The sequence below is a fragment of the Mesorhizobium sp. M1C.F.Ca.ET.210.01.1.1 genome (assembly GCF_004791585.1).
In the GTDB taxonomy this organism is placed as follows: Bacteria; Pseudomonadota; Alphaproteobacteria; order Rhizobiales; family Rhizobiaceae; genus Mesorhizobium.
This window is the reverse complement of record NZ_SRUU01000002.1, coordinates 319,331-337,642: the sequence shown is the minus strand read 5'-3', so window position 1 is coordinate 337,642 and position 18,312 is coordinate 319,331. Positions and strand designations below refer to the sequence as shown.

The 18,312-nt window shown below is 66.0% G+C and carries 19 protein-coding genes and 1 pseudogene; 5 read left to right on the top strand and 15 right to left on the bottom strand.

The genetic code is table 11. The annotated features are described in order from the left end of the window. The first annotated feature begins 8 nt into the window (after nucleotides 1-8). Genes EN853_RS03735 through EN853_RS03725 form a run of 3 tightly spaced genes read left to right on the top strand, consistent with a single transcriptional unit; the run spans nucleotide 9 to nucleotide 1,728 of the window. Nucleotides 9-296 (top strand): PqqD family protein, encoded by a 288-nt coding sequence (locus EN853_RS03735; protein WP_127857918.1) that lies wholly within the window; start codon nucleotides 9-11, stop codon nucleotides 294-296. Next, nucleotides 296-730: a lasso peptide biosynthesis B2 protein gene (locus EN853_RS03730; protein WP_127857917.1), complete on the top strand. Its 435-nt coding sequence runs from the start codon at nucleotides 296-298 to the stop codon at nucleotides 728-730. Before EN853_RS03735 ends, EN853_RS03730 begins: the two co-directional genes overlap by 1 nt. Before the next feature lie 5 nt (nucleotides 731-735). Next, nucleotides 736-1,728, top strand: coding sequence for a serine kinase (locus tag EN853_RS03725; RefSeq protein ID WP_245516812.1), 993 nt, complete (start codon nucleotides 736-738; stop codon nucleotides 1,726-1,728). On the opposite strand, the gene EN853_RS03720 is transcribed toward EN853_RS03725, so the two are convergent. The 15 genes from EN853_RS03720 to EN853_RS03650 form a co-directional block, all read right to left on the bottom strand. After that, nucleotides 1,716-2,741, bottom strand: a complete 1,026-nt coding sequence (locus EN853_RS03720; RefSeq protein WP_127857915.1) for a nucleotidyltransferase family protein — start codon at nucleotides 2,739-2,741, stop codon at nucleotides 1,716-1,718. The two genes, EN853_RS03725 and EN853_RS03720, sit on opposite strands and share 13 nt — an antisense overlap. A 75-nt stretch (nucleotides 2,742-2,816) precedes the next feature. Then, the gene (dhaK, locus tag EN853_RS03715) at nucleotides 2,817-3,803 is read right to left on the bottom strand and encodes a dihydroxyacetone kinase subunit DhaK (RefSeq protein WP_127857914.1); all 987 of its coding nucleotides are present in this window, start codon (nucleotides 3,801-3,803) and stop codon (nucleotides 2,817-2,819) included. A gap of 25 nt (nucleotides 3,804-3,828) precedes the next feature. Then, nucleotides 3,829-4,260 (bottom strand): hypothetical protein, encoded by a 432-nt coding sequence (locus tag EN853_RS03710; protein WP_245516802.1) that lies wholly within the window; start codon nucleotides 4,258-4,260, stop codon nucleotides 3,829-3,831. 6 nt (nucleotides 4,261-4,266) lie between these two features. After that, entirely contained in the window at nucleotides 4,267-5,841 is a 1,575-nt protein-coding gene (gene ptsP, locus EN853_RS03705; RefSeq protein ID WP_127857913.1) for a phosphoenolpyruvate--protein phosphotransferase, read from the bottom strand. Nucleotides 5,842-5,882: 41 nt separating this feature from the next. Beyond that, nucleotides 5,883-6,185, bottom strand: coding sequence for an HPr family phosphocarrier protein (locus tag EN853_RS03700; RefSeq protein WP_127857912.1), 303 nt, complete (start codon nucleotides 6,183-6,185; stop codon nucleotides 5,883-5,885). 19 nt (nucleotides 6,186-6,204) lie between these two features. Continuing rightward, a complete protein-coding gene (dhaM, locus tag EN853_RS03695) occupies nucleotides 6,205-6,594 on the bottom strand; it encodes a dihydroxyacetone kinase phosphoryl donor subunit DhaM (protein ID WP_127857911.1) in 390 nt (129 codons plus the stop codon). Beyond that, on the bottom strand, nucleotides 6,594-7,193 hold the full coding sequence (gene dhaL, locus EN853_RS03690; protein ID WP_127857910.1) for a dihydroxyacetone kinase subunit DhaL: 600 nt from the start codon (nucleotides 7,191-7,193) through the stop codon (nucleotides 6,594-6,596). The genes dhaM and dhaL overlap by 1 nt, the downstream gene beginning before the upstream one ends. Nucleotides 7,194-7,203: 10 nt before the next feature. Next, entirely contained in the window at nucleotides 7,204-8,844 is a 1,641-nt protein-coding gene (locus EN853_RS03685; protein WP_127857909.1) for a dihydroxyacetone kinase subunit DhaK, read from the bottom strand. Nucleotides 8,845-8,918: 74 nt separating this feature from the next. Beyond that, nucleotides 8,919-9,932: an ABC transporter ATP-binding protein gene (locus EN853_RS03680; protein ID WP_127857908.1), complete on the bottom strand. Its 1,014-nt coding sequence runs from the start codon at nucleotides 9,930-9,932 to the stop codon at nucleotides 8,919-8,921. Then, nucleotides 9,925-11,031 (bottom strand): ABC transporter ATP-binding protein, encoded by a 1,107-nt coding sequence (locus EN853_RS03675; protein WP_127857907.1) that lies wholly within the window; start codon nucleotides 11,029-11,031, stop codon nucleotides 9,925-9,927. Before EN853_RS03675 ends, EN853_RS03680 begins: the two co-directional genes overlap by 8 nt. Nucleotides 11,032-11,033: 2 nt before the next feature. Then, entirely contained in the window at nucleotides 11,034-11,240 is a 207-nt protein-coding gene (locus EN853_RS03670; RefSeq protein ID WP_127857906.1) for a hypothetical protein, read from the bottom strand. Further along, complete coding sequence (locus EN853_RS03665) at nucleotides 11,237-12,187, bottom strand: carbohydrate ABC transporter permease (protein ID WP_095810306.1); 951 nt, start codon at nucleotides 12,185-12,187, stop codon at nucleotides 11,237-11,239. The genes EN853_RS03670 and EN853_RS03665 overlap by 4 nt, the downstream gene beginning before the upstream one ends. Then, entirely contained in the window at nucleotides 12,184-13,131 is a 948-nt protein-coding gene (locus tag EN853_RS03660; RefSeq protein ID WP_127857905.1) for a sugar ABC transporter permease, read from the bottom strand. The genes EN853_RS03665 and EN853_RS03660 overlap by 4 nt, the downstream gene beginning before the upstream one ends. Before the next feature lie 107 nt (nucleotides 13,132-13,238). Next, on the bottom strand, nucleotides 13,239-14,570 hold the full coding sequence (locus tag EN853_RS03655) for an ABC transporter substrate-binding protein (protein WP_127857904.1): 1,332 nt from the start codon (nucleotides 14,568-14,570) through the stop codon (nucleotides 13,239-13,241). A 233-nt stretch (nucleotides 14,571-14,803) separates the two neighbouring features. After that, complete coding sequence (locus EN853_RS03650) at nucleotides 14,804-15,493, bottom strand: PIG-L deacetylase family protein (protein WP_127857903.1); 690 nt, start codon at nucleotides 15,491-15,493, stop codon at nucleotides 14,804-14,806. Nucleotides 15,494-15,516: 23 nt separating this feature from the next. Between EN853_RS03650 and EN853_RS03645 the strand changes: the two are divergent. Both EN853_RS03645 and hrpB read left to right on the top strand, forming a co-directional pair. Next, nucleotides 15,517-15,645 (top strand): annotated as a pseudogene (locus tag EN853_RS03645) (EamA/RhaT family transporter); the annotation flags it as partial. Nucleotides 15,646-15,689: 44 nt separating this feature from the next. After that, nucleotides 15,690-18,152, top strand: a complete 2,463-nt coding sequence (gene hrpB / locus EN853_RS03640) for an ATP-dependent helicase HrpB (RefSeq protein WP_127857902.1) — start codon at nucleotides 15,690-15,692, stop codon at nucleotides 18,150-18,152. Nucleotides 18,153-18,312: the final 160 nt, after the last annotated feature.

Below are 18,312 nucleotides of genomic sequence, written 5' to 3'. Positions count from 1 at the left end.
GCGGGCGCATGGTCGAAATCGACTCTGAAACGGTTCTGCGCATGGCGGACGACGCCTCGGTGCAGCATGTCGGCGACGGCGCCGTCGTGTTGCTGGCGCGCAGCGGCCAGCTCTACACCTGCAACGGCACCACCGAAGCCTTCCTCGACAAGGTCGACGGCGCGCGCAGCCTAGACCAGATCGTCGATCTGCTGTCGGACGAATTCGAAGTCGACAAGGCCACGCTCGACGAGGACATTGCAGCACTTGCCGCCGAGCTGGTGGCGGAAGGCATTCTCGCCGACCCGGGCGCGTGATGGCCGACGGACCGTTCCTGCGCGCCCTGTTTCGTACCCATCTGTGGTTCAGCGCCCGGCTGATGCCGGTGCTGATCGGCCAGCGCGACTTCGAGACGGTGCTGAAATGGGCGCCGCTCAACGCGCCCGCACCCTATCGCGGCTTGCCTTCGGCCTACATCGTCACCCGGGTCAACCGCACGGTCCGGCATCCTTGGCTGATGCGCGACCGCAGATGCCTGAGGGAGGGGCTGCTCGGCTTCCGCTTCCTGCGCATGGCCGGCTTCGACCCTGAACTGCGCTTCGGCGTCGATGCGAAATCGATGCATGCGCCGCGCCTGTCGGCGCATTGCTGGGTCTGCCTCGACGGCAGGCCGGTGGTCAGCGACAGCCTGCCCGGCATGGTGGAGATCTATCGCCACCATGCCGACGCGGCGAAGGCGCGCGCCGCTTGACCGGTGTGGCCGCCACCTTCCGCTATGACCTCAACGGCCAGGTCATCAGCATATCCGCATCCCGCGCCGAGCTTTGGCCGAGCTTCGACCTGATGCTTGGCACCTTGCGCGTCGATGAACCCGTCGAACCTGGCTTTCGCATCGACATCCTTGAAACGCCGGCGCTGCCGGAGACCCCCGAAGGCAAGCTCGCCTTCGATGGCGACGTGCCGCTGGATGGCCATTGCCGGCTGATCGACGGCGGCGACGTCGTCCATCTGATCTTCCCTGGCCTTCAAATAGCCTCGGTCCATGCCGACCAAGGCTGGGCCGAAATCCGCGTGCACCCCGACAGCAAGGTCAAATGGACGCTGCTGATGATGGTGCTGGACGCCGCGCTCGATGCGGGTGGGCAGCACATGCTCCACACCGCCGGCCTGACGCTGCCTGGCCGCGATGCGCTCGTGCTGATCCATGCGCCGAGCGGCACCGGCAAGTCGACGACGTCGCTGGCGCTGGCATCTCAAGGGTTCGGCCTCTGCTCGGACGATGTCATGATCCTCAGCGCGAAAGCAGGCGAAGTCACGGCCTGGGGCATGCCGCGCAAGGTGAAGGTCCATCGCAACACCGCCGCGATGCTGCCATTCGTCGCCCCCTGTCTGGGCGACAAATGGGATGCCGAGGGCGAGCAGGCCGTTTCGCTGGACCGTCTCGGCGAGATCATCCGCGTCGAGGATGTGCGCGCAAGGCCGGTCGCGGCGCTCTTGCATCTCGCGCGCTCGGCCGACGGCCAGACCCGGCTCATGCCCATGGCCAGGACCGATGCGATGGTGGCGCTTGCCACCGACAACGTCAGGACCGGTATGACCGGCCTCCTGCCGATGCAGAAACGGCGCATGGCGACGATCGCGGCGCTGGTCCAGGCGGTTCCGACCTTCACATTGGAAGTTGGCTCGAGCCCGGCAGATGCAGCGGCGCTGATCCGCGCCGCGCTGGATCGGGTCGCTCAGACGGGATAGGGCCTCGGCCGGGCCAGCCGCTGGACCCAACGGAAGGCGTCGCGGCTGAGGCGCGAGCGTAGCTTTTCGCGAGAGTTGACGCGAAGCAGCATGTTCCCTGTGATCAGCCATCTGGCGAGCCGTATCGAAAGATCGGGCTTGATGCGGTCGGCAAGCTCGATCGCGTGCGCCTCGCCGAACAGGCGCCCGGTCACGTTGAGAACGGTCGCCAGTTCGAGCTCGATGCCGGTCATGCGCGCGGCCTCGAGCAGCCGCGTTTCCGACTCCGGCGACTGCAGCGCGCGCACCCCCTGCAGCACGTCGACACAGAGCTGCAGCCGGTGGAATTTGTGGCCGCCGGCGGCGTGAACGATGGCGATGGTGAGAAGCGACGCCGGCGTATCCACCTCGCCGCCGTCGATGGCCTGCAGCTCACGAAAGCCGAGAGACAGCCGCCGCCGCATGCCGGTGTCATGCACCAGGTTGCCCTGAAGCTCGATCAGCAGGCTGGAGTTCTCCTTCTCCAGCCATTTGTACTCCTGCAGCTCGTGCGACTCGGCCTCGCCGCTGGCAAGCTCGAAGCCGCATTCAGCGATTGTCCTGTTGGCCTCGCCGATGCTGGCGGGATCGACCAGAATGTCGATGTCGGTGAACGGACGGTCGGCGGCATGGCGGTAGAGTTTTCGCGCGAAGACCGGACCCTTGACGATGCGAGCCGGAATGCCTTTCACCGCCAAGGCCTTCATGATCCGTTCGCCATGATATTGCAGCAGCATCGACTGCCCGGTAACCAGCGTCGCCTGGTCGCGCTGCTCGCAGAGCTTCTGCCGCAAGGTGGCATCGTCCGGCAGCTTGGCGTCGCCGATTTCCCGGAGCTTGCGCAGCATGATCGGCAGCACGCCGTGGAATTCGGCGTTGGCGAGCAGCGCCATCAAGCTGCTTGCCGAGAGATCCCGGCCCCGGTCGGCCGGCGCTTCGGGGTCGGCAAAGTCAAGCAGCAGCTTTTCTTCGGCAGGCGAAAGCGGTGGCAGCATCAACCGGGCAACGTTGCGAATGGCATGCGAATTCCGCGAATATGGTCGCAGAAAAATCCTGGCGATGCCAGCGGACTACATTCCCCAGCGCAGCGCCGCCGTGTGCACCGGGGCGTCCCACAGTGCCGTCACCTCGTCGTCGAGCATGGCCAGCGTGATCGAGCAGCCGGCCATGTCGAGCGAGGTGACGTAGGAGCCGACCAGCGAGCGGGCCACCGTCACGCCGCCCTTCTCGAAGATTTTGCGGGCGCTGTTGTACATCAGGTAAAGCTCCATCGACGGCGTGCCGCCGAAACCGTTGATGAACAGCAGAGCCGGCCCTTTGGCGCGGTCGCCAAGATCGCCGAGGATCGCCGCGCAGATCTCCTCGGCGATGGCGTCTGCGCTCCTCAGCGCATCGCGCCGTCGGCCGGGCTCGCCATGGATGCCGACACCGAACTCCATCTCGTTGTCGCCGATCTCGAAAGTCGGCTTGCCCGCAGCTGGCACCGTGCAACTGGTCAGCGCCACGCCCATTGAGCGCGTCGCGGCGTTGACGCGATCGCCGAGCGCCTTGAGCTCGTGCAGCGCCATGCCTTGCTCGGCCGCGGCGCCGACGATCTTTTCCACCACCAGCGTGCCGGCAACCCCGCGCCGCCCGGTGGTGTAGGACGAATTCTCGACCGCGACGTCGTCATTGGTCACCACCTGCAGCACGTCTTCCGACATCTCGGCCGCCATGTCGAAATTCATCACGTCGCCTTCGTAGTTCTTGACGATGAACAGGCAACCGGCGCCGGTTTCGACGGCCTGCACGGCCGCCAGCATCTGGTCGGGCGTCGGCGAGGTGAAGACCTGGCCGGGGCAGGCGGCATCCAGCATGCCGTGGCCGACCAACCCGCCATGCAGCGGCTCGTGGCCGGAGCCGCCGCCGGAGATCAGCGCCACCTTGCCCGGCTTGAGCTCCTTGCGGCGGACGAATTTGTGCTCGTCGCCGAGCACGAGGATATCGGAATGGGCGGCGACGAAACCGTCGAGGCTTTCGGTGAGCACCGTGTCCACCGCGTTTATGAATTTCTTCATGGCAGTCCTCCCGGAACCGTTCTGATCAGCCGCTGCCCTTGCCGGCGATGCTCGTTATTTTCTGGATGAACTCGTTGATCGCCCGGTCAAGCGCGGCGTTCTGCTTGTCGTCGCCGAAATCCGGCACGATGAGCGAGACGTGGCGCGTCTTGCGCGGGCCCGAAGCCGCCGGCAGCTTGCCTGGATGCGCCTGGTGATAGGCGACCAGGAACTGGTCGCGCTCGGCCGGACTGAAATGGCAGACGGAAAAGATGGACGGCAAATGCTTCGACGGAATGGGGATCGAATAGGCCGGGCTCGAGATCTGCGTGACGAAGCTGCGATGCTTGCCGAGCGCATCGGCAAGCCGCTGGCGCATGCCCGAAGGTCGCTGGTCGATGACCTGCGACAGGATCGTCTTGTAGGCGCGGATCGCGTCTTCCGAGCCGGCTTCTTGCATCTTGGCGGCTTTGGCCATGCGCGCTTACACCGAAACGTCCGCGATGGCCGCCTTGGCCATTGCGAGTTGCGCCGGGGCGACCGAGAGATCGCGCAGGCCGGCTTCGAGCAGCGCCGGGATGGCGGCCGGATCGCCCCCGGCATCGCCGCAGAGGCTGACCGGAATCCCATGCTGCTGCCCAAAGGCCGCGACCGAAGCGATCAGCCGCAGCACGGCGGGATGGCGGACCGAATTGAGATTGGCCACCGCCGCGTTGTCGCGCGCCGCCGCCATCACATACTGCGTCAGATCATTTGAGCCGATCGAGAAGAAGGCGACATTGGCGAACGCCTCCGGCGCGATGGCGACGGACGGCACCTCGACCATGATGCCGAGCGGCGGCAGCTTGTGCGCAACACCCCGCGTCGCGAGAGCGGCCTGCTCTTCAGCGAACAGCGTGGCGGCCTGGCTGTACTCCTCGGTCGTGGCGATCATCGGGAACATCACCTTCAGATTGCCGTGTACGGCGGCGCGCAGCAATGCCCGGATTTGCACCCGGAAGATGTCGCGCCGCGCCAGCGACAGCCTGATGCCGCGCAGGCCGAGGAACGGATTGGTCTCCTCGACAGTGAAGCCGGGAACCGGCTTGTCGCCGCCGGCGTCGACCGTGCGGATGGTCACCGGCTTGTCGCCTGCCCATTCCAGCACCTTGCGATAGGCATGGAATTGCGTTTCTTCGTCCGGCAACGCCTTGCCGAACAGGAATTCCGTCCGCATCAGGCCGACACCGTCGCAACTCGCGATATCGATGCCGCCGACATCGGAAGGGTAGGCAATGTTCACCTGCACCCGCACGGGCGTGCCGGCCTTGGTCGCCGCCGGCTGGGTGAGAAAGGTCTGCGCCTTGCCCTGGCGCGCCGCGAAGGAGGAGGATGACTCTCGGAACGCTTCGACGTCCGCCGGCGACGGCGAGAGCACGATGTCGCCATGCTCGGCGTCGAGCAACGCGACTCCGGTTGGGTCATCCCCAAAAACGCCAAGGCCCACCACCATCGGCACGCCGCGCGAACGCGCCAGCATGGCGACATGGCTGGCCGAGCTGCCGGCCTTGAGCGCAATGCCGCCGCCTCTGCTCCAGTCGGTTTCGAGGAAGCGCGTCGGCGCGATATCCATGCCGTAGAGGATGGCGCCGGCGGGCGCGTCGATGCCGCCATCCTCGCTAAGCGCCCGCAGCACCTGGTCGCGGATGTCGCGCAGGTCGGCGGCGCGCGCCCGGAAATAGTCCTGGTCGGATGCCTCGTAGCCGGCGATTTCGGCATCCAGCGCGGCCCGCCAGGCGGCATCGGCCGGTTGCCCGGAATCGATCGACACGAAGGCTGGGCCGCCCAACGCATCGTCTTCCAGCATCGCGATGTGGAATTCGAGGATGCCGGCAGCATCGGCATCGGCGGGTTCGGCAAGCGACGTCAACCGGCTCACCGCCCTGGCGATCGCCGCCTTCAGCGCGGCTTTTTCCTCGGCCGCGGTCGCCTTGCATCTGTAGGCGGCCGGCGGCCGGTCGAGGTCGAACAGCGGCCCTTCGGCATAGCCGGCCGAGGCGGGGATACCTTCAATCCGCATGGCCCGCGATCCTTGCGAACAGGAGGCCAAACCGGCCCGTCTCAAGCGGACCGGGCATGGTCCCTGTCCTCGTCGAAGTCGCGCTGCACCAGGTCGACCAGCGCGCCGACCGCTTCGCTCGCGCCGTCGCCCCGCGCCCTTATGTGCAGCAGCGTGCCCTTCGGCGCCTTGGCCGCCATCACCTTGACGATGCTCTTGGCGTCGAACCAGGGGCCGTTGGCCGCCACCGCCACCTCCACCTCGGCCGTGAACGACTTGGCGAGCTTGGTGAACTTCACCGAAGGGCGCGCGTGCAGGCCCACCTCGTGGGTGATCAGTACCGTGGCTTCGGCGGATGCGGACATTCAGTCGGTTCCCGTTCGTTCACGACGGCGACAATTCATGCGCCGTCGCCACCACTTCCTTGAGCGAGGCGCCGCCGGAGGATTCCGTCGCCGCCATCACCGCGCCCTCGACGATCGGCGCATTGCAGACGACAATTCTGTGCGCGCGCGGCTCGCCGATCATCTCGACCGCCATCTCGCTGTTGGTCTCGGCGCCGCCAAGGTCGACCAGGATGGCGACACCGGCTTCCGACCAGGCCCTGTCGATCGCGGCCATAATCGCCTCGACGCTGGTTCCGAGCCCGCCATGGCCGTTTCCGCCGCACCATGCAAGCGGCACTTCGTTGCCCACCATCTGGCGCACCATGTCGGCCGTGCCTTCGGCGACAAGCGGCGAATGCGAGACGATGACGATGCCGACATTGCTCATCAAGAACCCTCGATCGCTTCAGCGACTGCCCGCACCAGCAGCGCGGTCGAGCGCGCGCCGGCGTCCATGTGCCCGATCGAGCGCTGTCCCAGGAAGGAAGCGCGCCCGCGCAGGGCCTTCATCGGCACGGTTGCCTCTGCTGCGTGATCGGCGGCATCGACGATTTCGCTGGCCGTCTTGCCCTGCGCCAGCGCCTCATACACCGGTTGCAGCACGTCGAGCATGGTTTTTTGCCCCGGCTGCGATTTGCCGCGCGCCGAAACCGCCTCGATCGCCTTGCCGAGCGCCGAAGCCAGCGCGGCGCGGTCCGGTACCGGGGGCAATTCCTTGCCGAGTGTCATGAACAGCGTGCCGAACAGCGGACCGGAAGCGCCGCCGACGGTCATCACCAGCTTGGTGCCGAGCGCTTTCAGCGCGTCCGGCAACGGTTTTGCCGCGATTGCGTCCGTTTCGGCGCGCACGGCTTCGAAGCCACGCTTCATGTTCAGCCCGTGGTCGCCGTCGCCGATCGCCTGGTCGAGCGCGGTCAGTTCCTCGGCATGCAAGGCGATCGTGTCCGCCGCCGCCGCGATCAAGTGAGAGAAGTCGGATGCGGCCATTCTCTGTCCTTCATGCCGGGGCGAACATGGCCGCCACGGCCGCGAACGCTTCCGCCACTGCAAAAGCGCCCGGATCCGCTATGTCAAGCTGCCGCCCGACATAGGCGGAGCGGCCGGCCTTCGCCTTCTGCATCGCCGCGGTTGCCTCCGCGCCATGCCGTGCCGCTTTGGCCGCCGCTTCCAGCCCGCTTGCGTCGAGCGCTTTGAGCGCCGGTTCCAGCGCGTCGACCATGGTGCGGTCGCCGATCTTGGCGCCGCCATAGAAGGTCATGCGGTCAAGGCCTGCAAGCAGCGCCTTGCCGAGCGGCGCGCCGCCTTTGAGCGCCTGTGCCGCGGCGGTGAAGAAGATCGACAAGAGCACGCCGCTGGAACCGCCCATCGAGGTGCCCAGCGTATCGCCGATCGCGGCGAGCGTCGCGGCCCTGTCGGCAAGCGGCAGCGCGTCGATGCGGCCGAGCACGCTGCGCGCGCCGGTCGCCACGGTCGAGCCGGTGTCGCCGTCGCCGGCCTTGGCGTCGAGGCCGTTCAATGCCTCTTCGAGCGAGATCAGCTTTTCGCAGACGGCGGTGATCAGCCGCTCCGCGCCGGTGTCGCGGCTGGCCACTCCAGTGGCATCGCGGCTTGCCGGCTTGGCCGCTGCCACCACGACCGGCTGGCGAACCGGCTTTGCCGGCGGCCAGGCATGCGGGCCGACCGGCGCGGACAGCGCCGCCTCGCGCTCCGCGTCCAGCTTGATCAGCGACAGCGAGAAGCCGTTCATGTTGAGCGCCGTCATCAGATGTCCAGGCCCGACCGTCAGCGTCACTGCCTTGCCCAGCGGCGAGGCAAGCACCGCATTGGCGATCAAAGACATTTCGAGCGGCGGCACCGATCCGAGATTGTTGATCAGCAAGGCGTAGCGGCTGGAGGGATCGAGCCGTGCTGCAAGCCGCTCCGCCATGATGTCGACCAGCCTGCCGGCGCTCTGCAGCGCGATACGCTCGACGCCCGGCTCGCCGTGGATGCCGAGGCCGAGTTCGCCGTCGTCGGCGCCGAAGCGGTCCTCATGCGCCTGGCCCGGGATCGAGCAGGAGGATAGCGAGATGCCGAGCGAAACGATGTCCTTCGCTGCCGCCCGTGCCGCCGCTGCCACCGACGCCAGGTCATGGCCGGCTTCGGAGAGGTGCCCGGCGATTTTGTGCACGAACAGCGTGCCGGCGACGCCGCGCGGCTGCGCGATGTCGGGCAGCGCGATGTCGTCGGCGACGATCACCATTTCGACCGCAAAGCCTTCGGCGCGCGCCTTTTCCGCGGCGAGGCCAAAATTGAGCCGGTCGCCGGTATAGTTCTTGACGGTCAAAAGGCAGCCGGCCGGTCCTGTCGTGGCGCGGATCGCCTGCAGCACCGCCTCGACGCTGGGCGAAGCAAAGATCTCGCCCGAGACGGCGGCTGTCAGCATACCGGCGCCGACGAAGCCGGCATGGGAAGGCTCGTGCCCCGCGCCGCCGCCGGAAACGACGGCGACCTTCGTCTTGTCCCAGTCGGCGCGCAGCAGGACCTTGACCTCGGGATAGCCGTCGAGCCGCGCCAGAGTGCCGGAGCCTGCGGTCGCGAGATAACCGTCCAGCGCTTCGGTGACGATCGTGTCCTTGCGGTTGAAAAAGTGCTTCATGGATTTCGTCCAGTCCGTATCTGCGGTCGTCAATCGGAATGTGGCGTATGCAACAATGCGAGCCGGATACCCCGCTACATCAATCTTTGCCCGTCCGAACCGAAATAAAGCGGTGAGCGGTAGCGGATCGTCACCCTGTCCCCCTTTTCGAGCGGCGTGTCGGGGTCGGTCAGCGTCACCAGCTTCTTTGCCCCGACCGTCACATGCAAATGGTTCTGGTCGCCGAGATGCTCGACCCAGTCGACGACGCCGTCGGCGTGACCGTTCGCCGCCTTCTCGATCGACAGATGCTCGGTGCGCGCGCCGATTGTCGTGGCGCCGGTCGGCGCGCCGCCGTCAGGCAGCAGTCCGGCCGGCAAGAGGTTGATCGCCGGCTGCCCGAGACGGGCCGCGACGTGAAGGTTCGCCGGCTCCGAATAGATCGCGCGCGGCGTGCCGATCTGCACCAGCACGCCATCGGCCAGGATGCCGATGCGGTCGGCCATGGTCATCGCCTCGATCTGGTCATGCGTGACATAGAGCATGGTGGCGCCGAGCTCGGACTGGATGCGTTTCAGCTCCAGCCTCAGATCGGCGCGCAGCTTGGCGTCGAGCGACGACAGCGGCTCGTCCATCAGGTAGATCGCGGGCTTGCGCACCAAGGCGCGGCCGATGGCGACGCGCTGCATCTCGCCGCCCGACAGCCTGGTCGAGCGATTGTTGAGCTTGTGGTCGATGCGCACCATGCGCGCCACCTCCTCGACCCGGCGGCGGATCGCCTCTTCGGGAAACCGCCGTGCCGGCGATCGCAGCGGGAAGGCGAGGTTGTCGTAGACCGACAGGTGCGGATAGAGCGAATATTGCTGGAAGACGAAGGCGGTATCGCGCTCTGCCGGCGACAACGCAGTGGCGTCGTGGCCGCCGATGTGGATCGTGCCGCTGTCCGGCCGCTCCAGCCCGGCGATCAGCCTCAGCGTCGTCGTCTTGCCGGCGCCGGTCGGTCCGAGCAGGACGACGAACTCGCCGTCCTTGATCTGCAGGTCGAGATCGTTGACGGCGATGGTCTCGCCAAAGCGTTTGGTCACCCCGCGGACCTGTACATCAGCCATGGCGCGCCTCCACTGCCTGATCGTGCATGGCGGTTCTGACCGCGCGGCCCGATCCCTTCTCGAACAGCGACAGCCTTGCGCTGCTCAATGCCAGTCCGACCTGCTCGCCGGGGTTCAAATGGATGCCTGCAGGAACCCGGGCCTTGATGATGCCGTCCGAAGTCTCGACCGCGACGATCTGCGTGGTGCCGAGATATTCGGTGCCGTAGATCGCGCCCCGCAGTTTCGAGGCGTCGTCGAAGCGGATGTGCTCGGGCCGGATGCCGAGCGCCATGTCGGCGGGCGCCACATCCTCGCGCACTTCCGGCACTGTCACCTTGGCGCCCTGCACGACGATCTCCTTCACGCCCCTGGCAAGCCCGCCGCCGAAGCGCAGGAAATTCATCGGCGGCGAGCCGATGAAGTCGGCGACGAACATGGTCGCGGGGCGGTCGTAAATCTCGCGCGGCGTGCCGAACTGCTCGATGACGCCGTGGTTCATCACCGCAATCTTGTCGGCCATCGACATGGCTTCCATCTGGTCGTGCGTGACATAGACCGTGGTGGCGTGGATGCGGTTGTGCAGCTCGCGCAGCTCGTGGACCATGAGGTCACGGAATTCGGTGTCCAAAGTGCCGAGCGGCTCGTCCATGAGAAAACATTTCGGCCGCCGCACGATGGCGCGGCCGAGGGCCACGCGCTGGCGGTCGCCGCCGGCAAGGCCTGAGACGGATTTGTCGAGCAGATGGTCGATGCGCAGCAGCTTCGCCGTTTCCTCGACCCGCGCGCGGATCTCTGCCGACGCCATGCCTTGCGCCAGCAGCGGGAAGCCGATGTTCTTGCGCACATTCATATGCGGATAGAGTGCGAAGAGCTGGAAGACGAAGGCGATGTCGCGCTCGCGCGCCCGGCGCATGGTGACGTCCTCGCCGCCGAGCAGGATCTTGCCGCCGGTCGGCAGCTCGAGGCCGGCGATCATCCTCAGCGTCGTCGTCTTGCCGCAGCCGGATGGCCCGAGCATGACGAAGAACTCGCCATCCTCGACGACGAAGTTGGAATCCTGCACCGCGACGAATTCGCCGAAGGCTTTCCTCAGGTTTTGAACGCGGATCTCGGCCATGGCTATTCCGGGAATTTCGAGACGATAATGAACATGGCAGTGCCGGCGAGCATGGTGACGAAGGAATAGCTGTAGAGCGACAGCGCGAAGGGCTGGAACAACATCAGGAAGCCGATGGCGATGATAGCGGTGGCGATGTTTTCCATCAGGCCGCGCCTGGCCCAGCGGGGCCAGCGCGATCTGCGTTTTAGAGGCTCTATCGTGCTCATTTGCGCACCGCGCCGAAGGTGATGCCGCGCAAGAGCTGCTTGCGGAGCAGGATGGTGAAGACCAGGATCGGCACCAGGAAGATCGTCGTGCCTGCGGCCACCGCCGGCCAGTCCTGGCCGCCTTCGCCGATGATGGTCGGGATGAAGGGCGGCGCGGTCTGCGCCGTGCCGGAGGTCAGAAGCGCGGCGAAGGCATACTCGTTCCAGGCGAAGATCAGGCAGAAGATGGCGGTGGCGGCAATGCCAGTCGTCGCCTGCGGCAGCACGGTGCGCCAGAAGGCCTGCAGCCGCGTGTAGCCGTCTATCATCGCCGCTTCCTCATATTCGCGCGGGATCTCGTCGATGAAGCCCTTGAGCAGCCAGACGGCCAAAGAGACGTTGACCGCGGTGTAGAGCAGGATCATGCCGAGCGCGGTGTCTGAGAGGCCGAGCTCGCGGTACATCAGGTATATCGGGATCGCCACAGCGATCGGCGGCATCATGCGCGTCGACAGGATGAAGAACAGAAGGTCGTCCGCGAGCGGCACCTTGAAGCGCGAGAAGCCGTAGGCCGAGAGCGTGCCGAGGAACACCGCGCAGAAGGTCGAGCCGAAGGCGATGATCAGCGAGTTGACGAAGCGCGGCAGGAAGTTCGAAGGCCCGGCGATCACCATGTTGCGCTTGCGCACCGTCTCATCGCAGAAGCCGGTCGCCGGTCCGAGCGAGTTGATGTATTCCGGCGTCTGCCTGGTGCGCGTGGTGAACAGGTTGCAATAGCCTTCGATGCTCGGCTGGAACACGATCTTCGGCGGATAGGCGATCGAATCCGGCGGTGTCTTGAAGCTGGTGGCGAAGATCCACAAAAGCGGCACGATCGAGATCAGCGCGTAGCCGACGACGAGCACGCCGGCGATCCGCTTCGAGTTCGTCGAAGGCGCGACGACGGAATGGGCGGTGGTCAGGCTCATCTCTGCTTCACCTTGTTGAGTGCCTTGACGTAGATGTTGGCCAGCCCAAACACCGCGACGAACAGGATGATGGCGAAGGCCGACGAATAGCCGGTGCGCCAGCTTTCGAAGGCTTGCCGCTTCAGCGTGATCGAGGCGACTTCGGTGGTCGAGCCCGGCCCGCCGCCGGTCAAGAGGTTGACCATGTCGAACATCTTGAAGTTCTCGATGCCGCGGAACAGCACCGCAAGCATGATGAAGGGCAGCGCCATTGGCAGCGTGATCGACCAGAACTGCCGCCAGTTGGACGCGCGGTCGACCTCTGCCGCCTCATAGATGTATTCGGGGATGGAGCGCAGGCCCGCGAGGCAGATCAGCATCACGTAAGGCGTCCACATCCAGGTGTCGACGATGATGATCGCCCAAGGCGCCAGCTCGACATTGGACAGCATCTGCACATTCGTCGGCGGGATGCCGGTGACGAAGGAGACGGCATAGGCGAACAGCCCGATCTGCGGCTCGTAGAGGAAGCGCCAGAAATTGCCGACCACCGCCGGCGACAGCATCATCGGCACCAGGATGATGGTCGTCCAGAAGGCGTGGCCGCGGAATTTGCGGTCGATCAGCCAGGCCAGCGTGAAGCCGATCACCGTCTGCAGAAGGATCGTCCAGAAGACGAAATGCGCCGTCGTCTGCATGGCGATCCAGATGTCCTGGTCGCCAAGGATGCGCCGGTAGTTGGCGAGGCCGAGATTCTTCACCACCTCGTTGGGGCGGTTGGCGCGGTAGTTGGTGAAGGAGAGATAGATCGCCCAGAACAGCGGGAAGATGTTGATGGCCAAAAGCAGAAGGATCGTCGGCGAAATGAACAGCCAGGCGAGACCCTTGTCGCTGATGCCCCGGATCTTCTTGGCCAACGGCTCCGGTGTCGCCCGGGCAACATTGTCCGCGGTCCGATTGAGCATGGTTAGTCCTGCATCGGTCACTGGTCAGTCTCGGCGATGGAATTTATCTGAACTGCGTCCCGTGCCAAGGGCGGCACGGGACGCGGCGGTCGAACTCGGGAGGAGCCTTACATCTTGCCGTCATCCTGGAAGATCTGCGTCCAGTCCTTGACGAGGCCGTCGAGCGCGTCCTTGGCCGAGCCCTGGCCGGCGACGACATAGTCATGGAAGCGCTTCTGCGAGGCCTGCAGCAGCGGCGCGTAGCTGGGTTCGGCCCAGAAGTCCTTCACGATGGCCATCGAGTCGAGGAAGGCTTGCGCATAGGGCTGGCTGGACGGGAACTTCGGGTCCTTGACGACGGAATTCAGGCAGGAATAGCCGCCGAGCGACCACCACTTGGCCTGCACGTCCTTGTTGGCGAACCACTTGATGTATTTCAGCGCCGATTCCTGCTTGTCGGAATAGGAGACCACCGAGATGCCCTGGCCGCCGAGCTGCGCGAACTGGTCGCCATCGGGGCCTTTCGGGTTGACGAAGTAACCGATCTTGTCGCCGCCGACATTCTCGTCCTTCTGCAGGCCTGGCCAGGTGAAGGCGAAGTTCATATGCATCGCCACCTGTCCGGATTTGAAGGCGTCGACGCCTTCGCCCATGTAGCTGTTGGAGGCGCCGGGCGGCGTGCAGCAGTCATAGAGCGCCTTGTAGAACTCCAGGCCCTTCACCGATTTCTCGGAATTGACGAAGCCGTCCATCTCGTAGGGCTTCTTCGGATTCTCGTACTGGAAACCGAAGCTGTAGAGCACGTCCATGGCGCCCATGGTGATGCCTTCCGAGCCGCGCTCGGTATAGATCGATGCGCCATAGACGGTTTTGCCGTCGATCTGCCGCTTCTGGAAGAACTCGGCGATCTGCTTCAACTGGTCGAATGTGGTCGGCGCGGCGAGGTCCCAGCCGTACTTTTCCTTGAATTCCTTCTGCAGCTCGGGCCGCGAGAACCAGTCCTTGCGATAGGTCCAGCCGACGACGTCGCCCATGGCCGGCAGCGCCCAGTAATTGGGCGTGTTCTTCGGCCATTCCGAATAGCCGACCACGGTCGCCGGCACGAAGTCGTCCATGCTGATCTTCTCCTTGTCGAAGAAGTCGTTCAGCTTGACATAGTGGCCGTTCTCGGCGGCGCCGCCGATCCACTGGCTGTCGCCGATGATCAGGTCGCAAAGCTTGCCGTGCGAGTTGAGCTCGTTGAGGAAGCGGTCGGCATAGTTGGTCCACGGCACGAACTCGAACTTCATGCCGATGCCGGTTTCCTTGGTAAAATCCTTGGACAGTTCCACGAGCGCGTTGGCCGGATCCCAGGCCGCCCAGCAAAGCGTCAGGTCTTCCGCATGCGCGACGTTCGAGACGGCGGTCGACGCGGTGATCGCCGAGGCCAGTCCCAACGCCAGTTTCCAGGTCGATTTCATGCCTTACCTCCCATTTGCGAAACGCGTCCGGATGACGGTTTCAAGAGCCCTCAACCCTCGCTCCTCCGAGGGCCCAAACATGCCGCGCGATGCGCTGCCAATGTTTAGTAATTTGTTTAGTGATGCTCTTTTTACTAAACAACGCAAGCGAATTCGTTGCTGCGCCGCAGCATGGCGAAAGGCGTGCTTGAAATCGTTGAGAAATAGTCGCCGGCCGATCCGGCCGGATCGCCCTAGCTGACCGTCTTCGTGCTCACGGTCACCGGCCGGATCGGCGGCGCCGGCGGCAACAGTTCGCGTATGTCGGCGAAGGGGAAGACGGACTCGAAGCGGAAGGCCTCGGCCAGCGCGCCGGGCGCGCCGTTGCATTGGCCGGCGCGGAACGCGTTCTGCGTGCGCGTGCCCTCGACGAAGCGCTCGGGATCCTGCGAGCGATGCGCGCGGATCGCTTGCGCCTTGATGTCCCAATGCGCGGCAATGTCGACATAGTGCGTCGGCGAAAAGCCGGTGCCGCCGAGCGTGTCGGCATGCAGCACCGGGACCGCGAAGGACGCGGCGATGCGCACTCCGTCGGACAGGGCGCGGTGGTCGCCGTGATAGTCGTTCGGCGCGTGCGTGATCGCAAGATCGGGCTTCACCTCGCCGATCAGCGCCTTCAGCGCCCCAATGAGCGCGGCGTCCGCGACCAGCGCTCCGTCGGGGAAGTCGAGGAAGCGCGGCGTGACGCCGAGAAGGCCGGCCGCTTCAGTCGCTTCCTCGCGCCGTGCCTTGGCAAGTGCCGCTGGATCGCCCTTGCCTCCCTTGGCGCCGTCGGTGGCTATCGCAAAAGTCAGCTCTGCGCCTAGCACGGCACAGGTGGCCAGCGTACCGAACATGAATATCTCGATATCGTCGGGATGAGCCCCCAGCGCCAGTATCTTCACTTGTCTCTCCCGGAAATCGAAACGTGCCGAACGGAATCGTGCTCGCCCTGATCGCCTATGCAAGCTATTCGTGCAGCGATGCCGTCATCAAGAGCCTCGGCGGGCAGTTCACCGTCTTCGAGATCGGCTTCTTCGTAACCTTGTTTGCCGGCCTGGCCGGTTGCGCCTCGGCTGGGGCCGCTGATATGCGGGCGCCATGAAGACAGGAATCTTGCCCGAGCTTCCGGTATCTGCAGCGCTGCCGGCGCTCGGCCAGGCGCTGGCCGAGCGCAACAGCGCCGTGCTGGTAGCGCCGCCCGGCGCCGGCAAGACGACGCTGGTGCCGCTGGCGCTGCTCGACGCCCCCTGGCTCGGTGCGGGCCGCATCGTGCTGCTCGAGCCGCGCCGGCTGGCGGCCCGCGCCGCCGCGCGCCGCATGGCCGAGCTGCTTGGCGAAGAGCCCGGCAGCACGGTCGGCTACGCCATGCGCATGGAAAACCGCACTTCGGCGCGGACAAAGATCCTTGTCGTCACCGAGGGCGTTCTGTCCCGTATGATCCTCGACGATCCGGAACTGCCCGGCGTCTCTGCGGTGATCTTCGACGAATTTCACGAGCGTTCGCTCGACGGTGATTTCGGGCTGGCGCTGGCGCTCGACGTGCAGGGCGCGCTGAGGCCGGAGCTGCGCCTGCTGGTCATGTCGGCGACGCTCGACGGCGCGCGCGTTGCGAAATTGTTGTCAGACGCGCCGGTCATCAAAAGCGAAGGCCGCGCCTATCCGGTCGACATCCGCTATGACGAGCGGCCGGCCGGCACGGCGATCGAGGACGCGACGGCCAGGGCGATCCGCTCGGCTTTAGCCGCCGAGCAGGGCAGCGTGCTCGCCTTCCTGCCCGGGCAGCGCGAGATCGAGCGCACGGCCGAGCGCCTTGCGGGCAATATCGGCGCCGATACCGACGTCGTTCCGCTTTATGGTCAGCTCGACAACAGGACACAGGACGCGGCGATCAGGCCACCGCCGCCCGGCCGCCGCAAGGTGGTGCTGGCGACTTCGATCGCGGAAACCTCGATCACCATCGACGGCGTGCGCGTCGTCATCGATTCCGGCCTGTCGCGGCTGCCGCGTTACGAGCCGGCAAGCGGCCTGACGCGCCTGGAAACGGTGCGCGTCAGCAAGGCTTCCGCCGACCAGCGCGCCGGCCGCGCCGGGCGCACGCAACCAGGCGTCGCCATCCGGCTGTGGCGCGCCGAGCAGACGGCGGCCCTTCCCGCCTTCACTCCGCCGGAAATCCTCGAGGCCGACCTTTCCGGCTTGTTGCTAGACTGCGCCGCTTTCGGCGTCGCCGATCCGTCGAGCCTCTCCTTCCTCGACCCGCCGCCGGCGCCGGCGCTCAATGAAGCGCGGGTGCTGCTCAAGGCGCTGCACGCCATCGACGATGCTGGCCGGCTGACGGAAGCCGGCGCCGCGATGCGCAAATTGGCGCTGCCGGTGCGGCTTGCGCATATGGTGGCGGAAGCGGCGAAGGGCGGACAGGCGCTCGAAGCGGCGACGCTTGCGGTGCTGCTCACCGAGCGTGGGCTTGGCGGCGACGGCGCCGATCTGGAACGGCGGCTGATGCGCTTTGGCAGCGAGAAATCGCCGCGCGCCAATGCTGCCCGGCAGCTTGCCGAACGTCTGGCGAAGCAAGCCGGCGGCGGAAAAGGCACGATGCCGGTTCCAGCCGGCGCTCTCCTCATCCATGCCTGGCCGGATCGTGTCGCCAGGGCGCGCGGCGAGCGCGGCCGCTTCGTGCTCGCCAACGGCTCGGGCGCAATAGTCGACGCCGCCGATCCGCTGGCCGGCGAAATGTGGCTGGTCGTCGCCGATCTTCAAGGCAAGGCGCAGAATGCCCGCATCACAGCTGCGGCGCCGGTCGACGAAGCCGACATCCGTGCAGCGCTTGCCGACCGGATCGAGACGAAGCGTGAAACCAGCTTCGACCGCGAGCGGCGCGCCGTGCGCGTGCGCGAGACGGCGCGGCTCGGCGCCATCACGCTTTCCGAGCGCATGCTGCCGGCGCCTTCGGGCACCGAGGCCGACCGCGCCATTCTCGATGCCCTGCGTGAGCACGGCCTGCCGCCGCTCGACTGGGGCAAGGAGGCCGAGACCCTGCGCCAGCGGCTCGGCTGGCTCAACCGCGGCCTCGGCGCGCCCTGGCCTGACGTTTCGGATCGGGCGCTTCTCGATCGCCTTGACGACTGGCTGCTGCCTTTTCTGACCGGCGAGGCGTCGTTCGCGGCGATCAAGCCGGGCGCGCTCGCGGCAGGGCTGATGTCACTGGTCCCTCATGACCTTCAGCGCAAGGTCGACGCGCTGGCGCCGACCCATTTCGACGCGCCCTCGGGCAGCCATGTGCCGATCCGCTATGACGGCGAATGGCCGGTGCTGGCGGTCCGCGTGCAGGAACTGTTCGGCCTCGACCGCCATCCGGCGATCGCTAACGGCAAGGTGCCACTGACGCTCGAATTGCTGTCGCCGGCGCATCGTCCGATCCAGACGACGCGGGATCTCCCCGGGTTCTGGCGCGGCTCCTGGGCGGATGTGCGCACCGACATGCGCGGCCGCTATCCAAAACATGTCTGGCCGGAAAACCCGCTCCTTGCCGCCGCCACCAGCCGCGCCAAGCCGCGCGGGACCTAGCCTTGCACAGCTTGGCGGGTCGCTTGCTTAGCGGACATTGTACGTTGGCGATTGGCGCAAACGCCCATCACTCGTCATCCACGGGTCTGCGCCGCGTCGCTTCGCTCCTGCTTTGCCCTGGGGTGACGAAGGCCTCGGCCGAATGTTTATGATGGCGAAC

Bases quoted from the DNA above. Each gene is read 5' to 3' on its own strand.
- EN853_RS03735 (WP_127857918.1), top strand. From the start codon at position 9: ATGGTCGAAATCGACTCTGAAACGGTTCTGCGCATGGCGGACGACGCC.
- EN853_RS03730 (WP_127857917.1), top strand. From the start codon at position 296: ATGGCCGACGGACCGTTCCTGCGCGCCCTGTTTCGTACCCATCTGTGG.
- EN853_RS03720 (WP_127857915.1), bottom strand. From the start codon at position 2,741: ATGCTGCCACCGCTTTCGCCTGCCGAAGAAAAGCTGCTGCTTGACTTT.
- dhaK (WP_127857914.1), bottom strand. From the start codon at position 3,803: ATGAAGAAATTCATAAACGCGGTGGACACGGTGCTCACCGAAAGCCTC.
- EN853_RS03710 (WP_245516802.1), bottom strand. From the start codon at position 4,260: ATGGCCAAAGCCGCCAAGATGCAAGAAGCCGGCTCGGAAGACGCGATC.
- ptsP (WP_127857913.1), bottom strand. From the start codon at position 5,841: ATGCGGATTGAAGGTATCCCCGCCTCGGCCGGCTATGCCGAAGGGCCG.
- EN853_RS03700 (WP_127857912.1), bottom strand. From the start codon at position 6,185: ATGTCCGCATCCGCCGAAGCCACGGTACTGATCACCCACGAGGTGGGC.
- dhaM (WP_127857911.1), bottom strand. From the start codon at position 6,594: ATGAGCAATGTCGGCATCGTCATCGTCTCGCATTCGCCGCTTGTCGCC.
- dhaL (WP_127857910.1), bottom strand. From the start codon at position 7,193: ATGGCCGCATCCGACTTCTCTCACTTGATCGCGGCGGCGGCGGACACG.
- EN853_RS03685 (WP_127857909.1), bottom strand. From the start codon at position 8,844: ATGAAGCACTTTTTCAACCGCAAGGACACGATCGTCACCGAAGCGCTG.
- EN853_RS03680 (WP_127857908.1), bottom strand. From the start codon at position 9,932: ATGGCTGATGTACAGGTCCGCGGGGTGACCAAACGCTTTGGCGAGACC.
- EN853_RS03675 (WP_127857907.1), bottom strand. From the start codon at position 11,031: ATGGCCGAGATCCGCGTTCAAAACCTGAGGAAAGCCTTCGGCGAATTC.
- EN853_RS03670 (WP_127857906.1), bottom strand. From the start codon at position 11,240: ATGAGCACGATAGAGCCTCTAAAACGCAGATCGCGCTGGCCCCGCTGG.
- EN853_RS03665 (WP_095810306.1), bottom strand. From the start codon at position 12,187: ATGAGCCTGACCACCGCCCATTCCGTCGTCGCGCCTTCGACGAACTCG.
- EN853_RS03660 (WP_127857905.1), bottom strand. From the start codon at position 13,131: ATGCTCAATCGGACCGCGGACAATGTTGCCCGGGCGACACCGGAGCCG.
- EN853_RS03655 (WP_127857904.1), bottom strand. From the start codon at position 14,570: ATGAAATCGACCTGGAAACTGGCGTTGGGACTGGCCTCGGCGATCACC.
- hrpB (WP_127857902.1), top strand. From the start codon at position 15,690: ATGAAGACAGGAATCTTGCCCGAGCTTCCGGTATCTGCAGCGCTGCCG.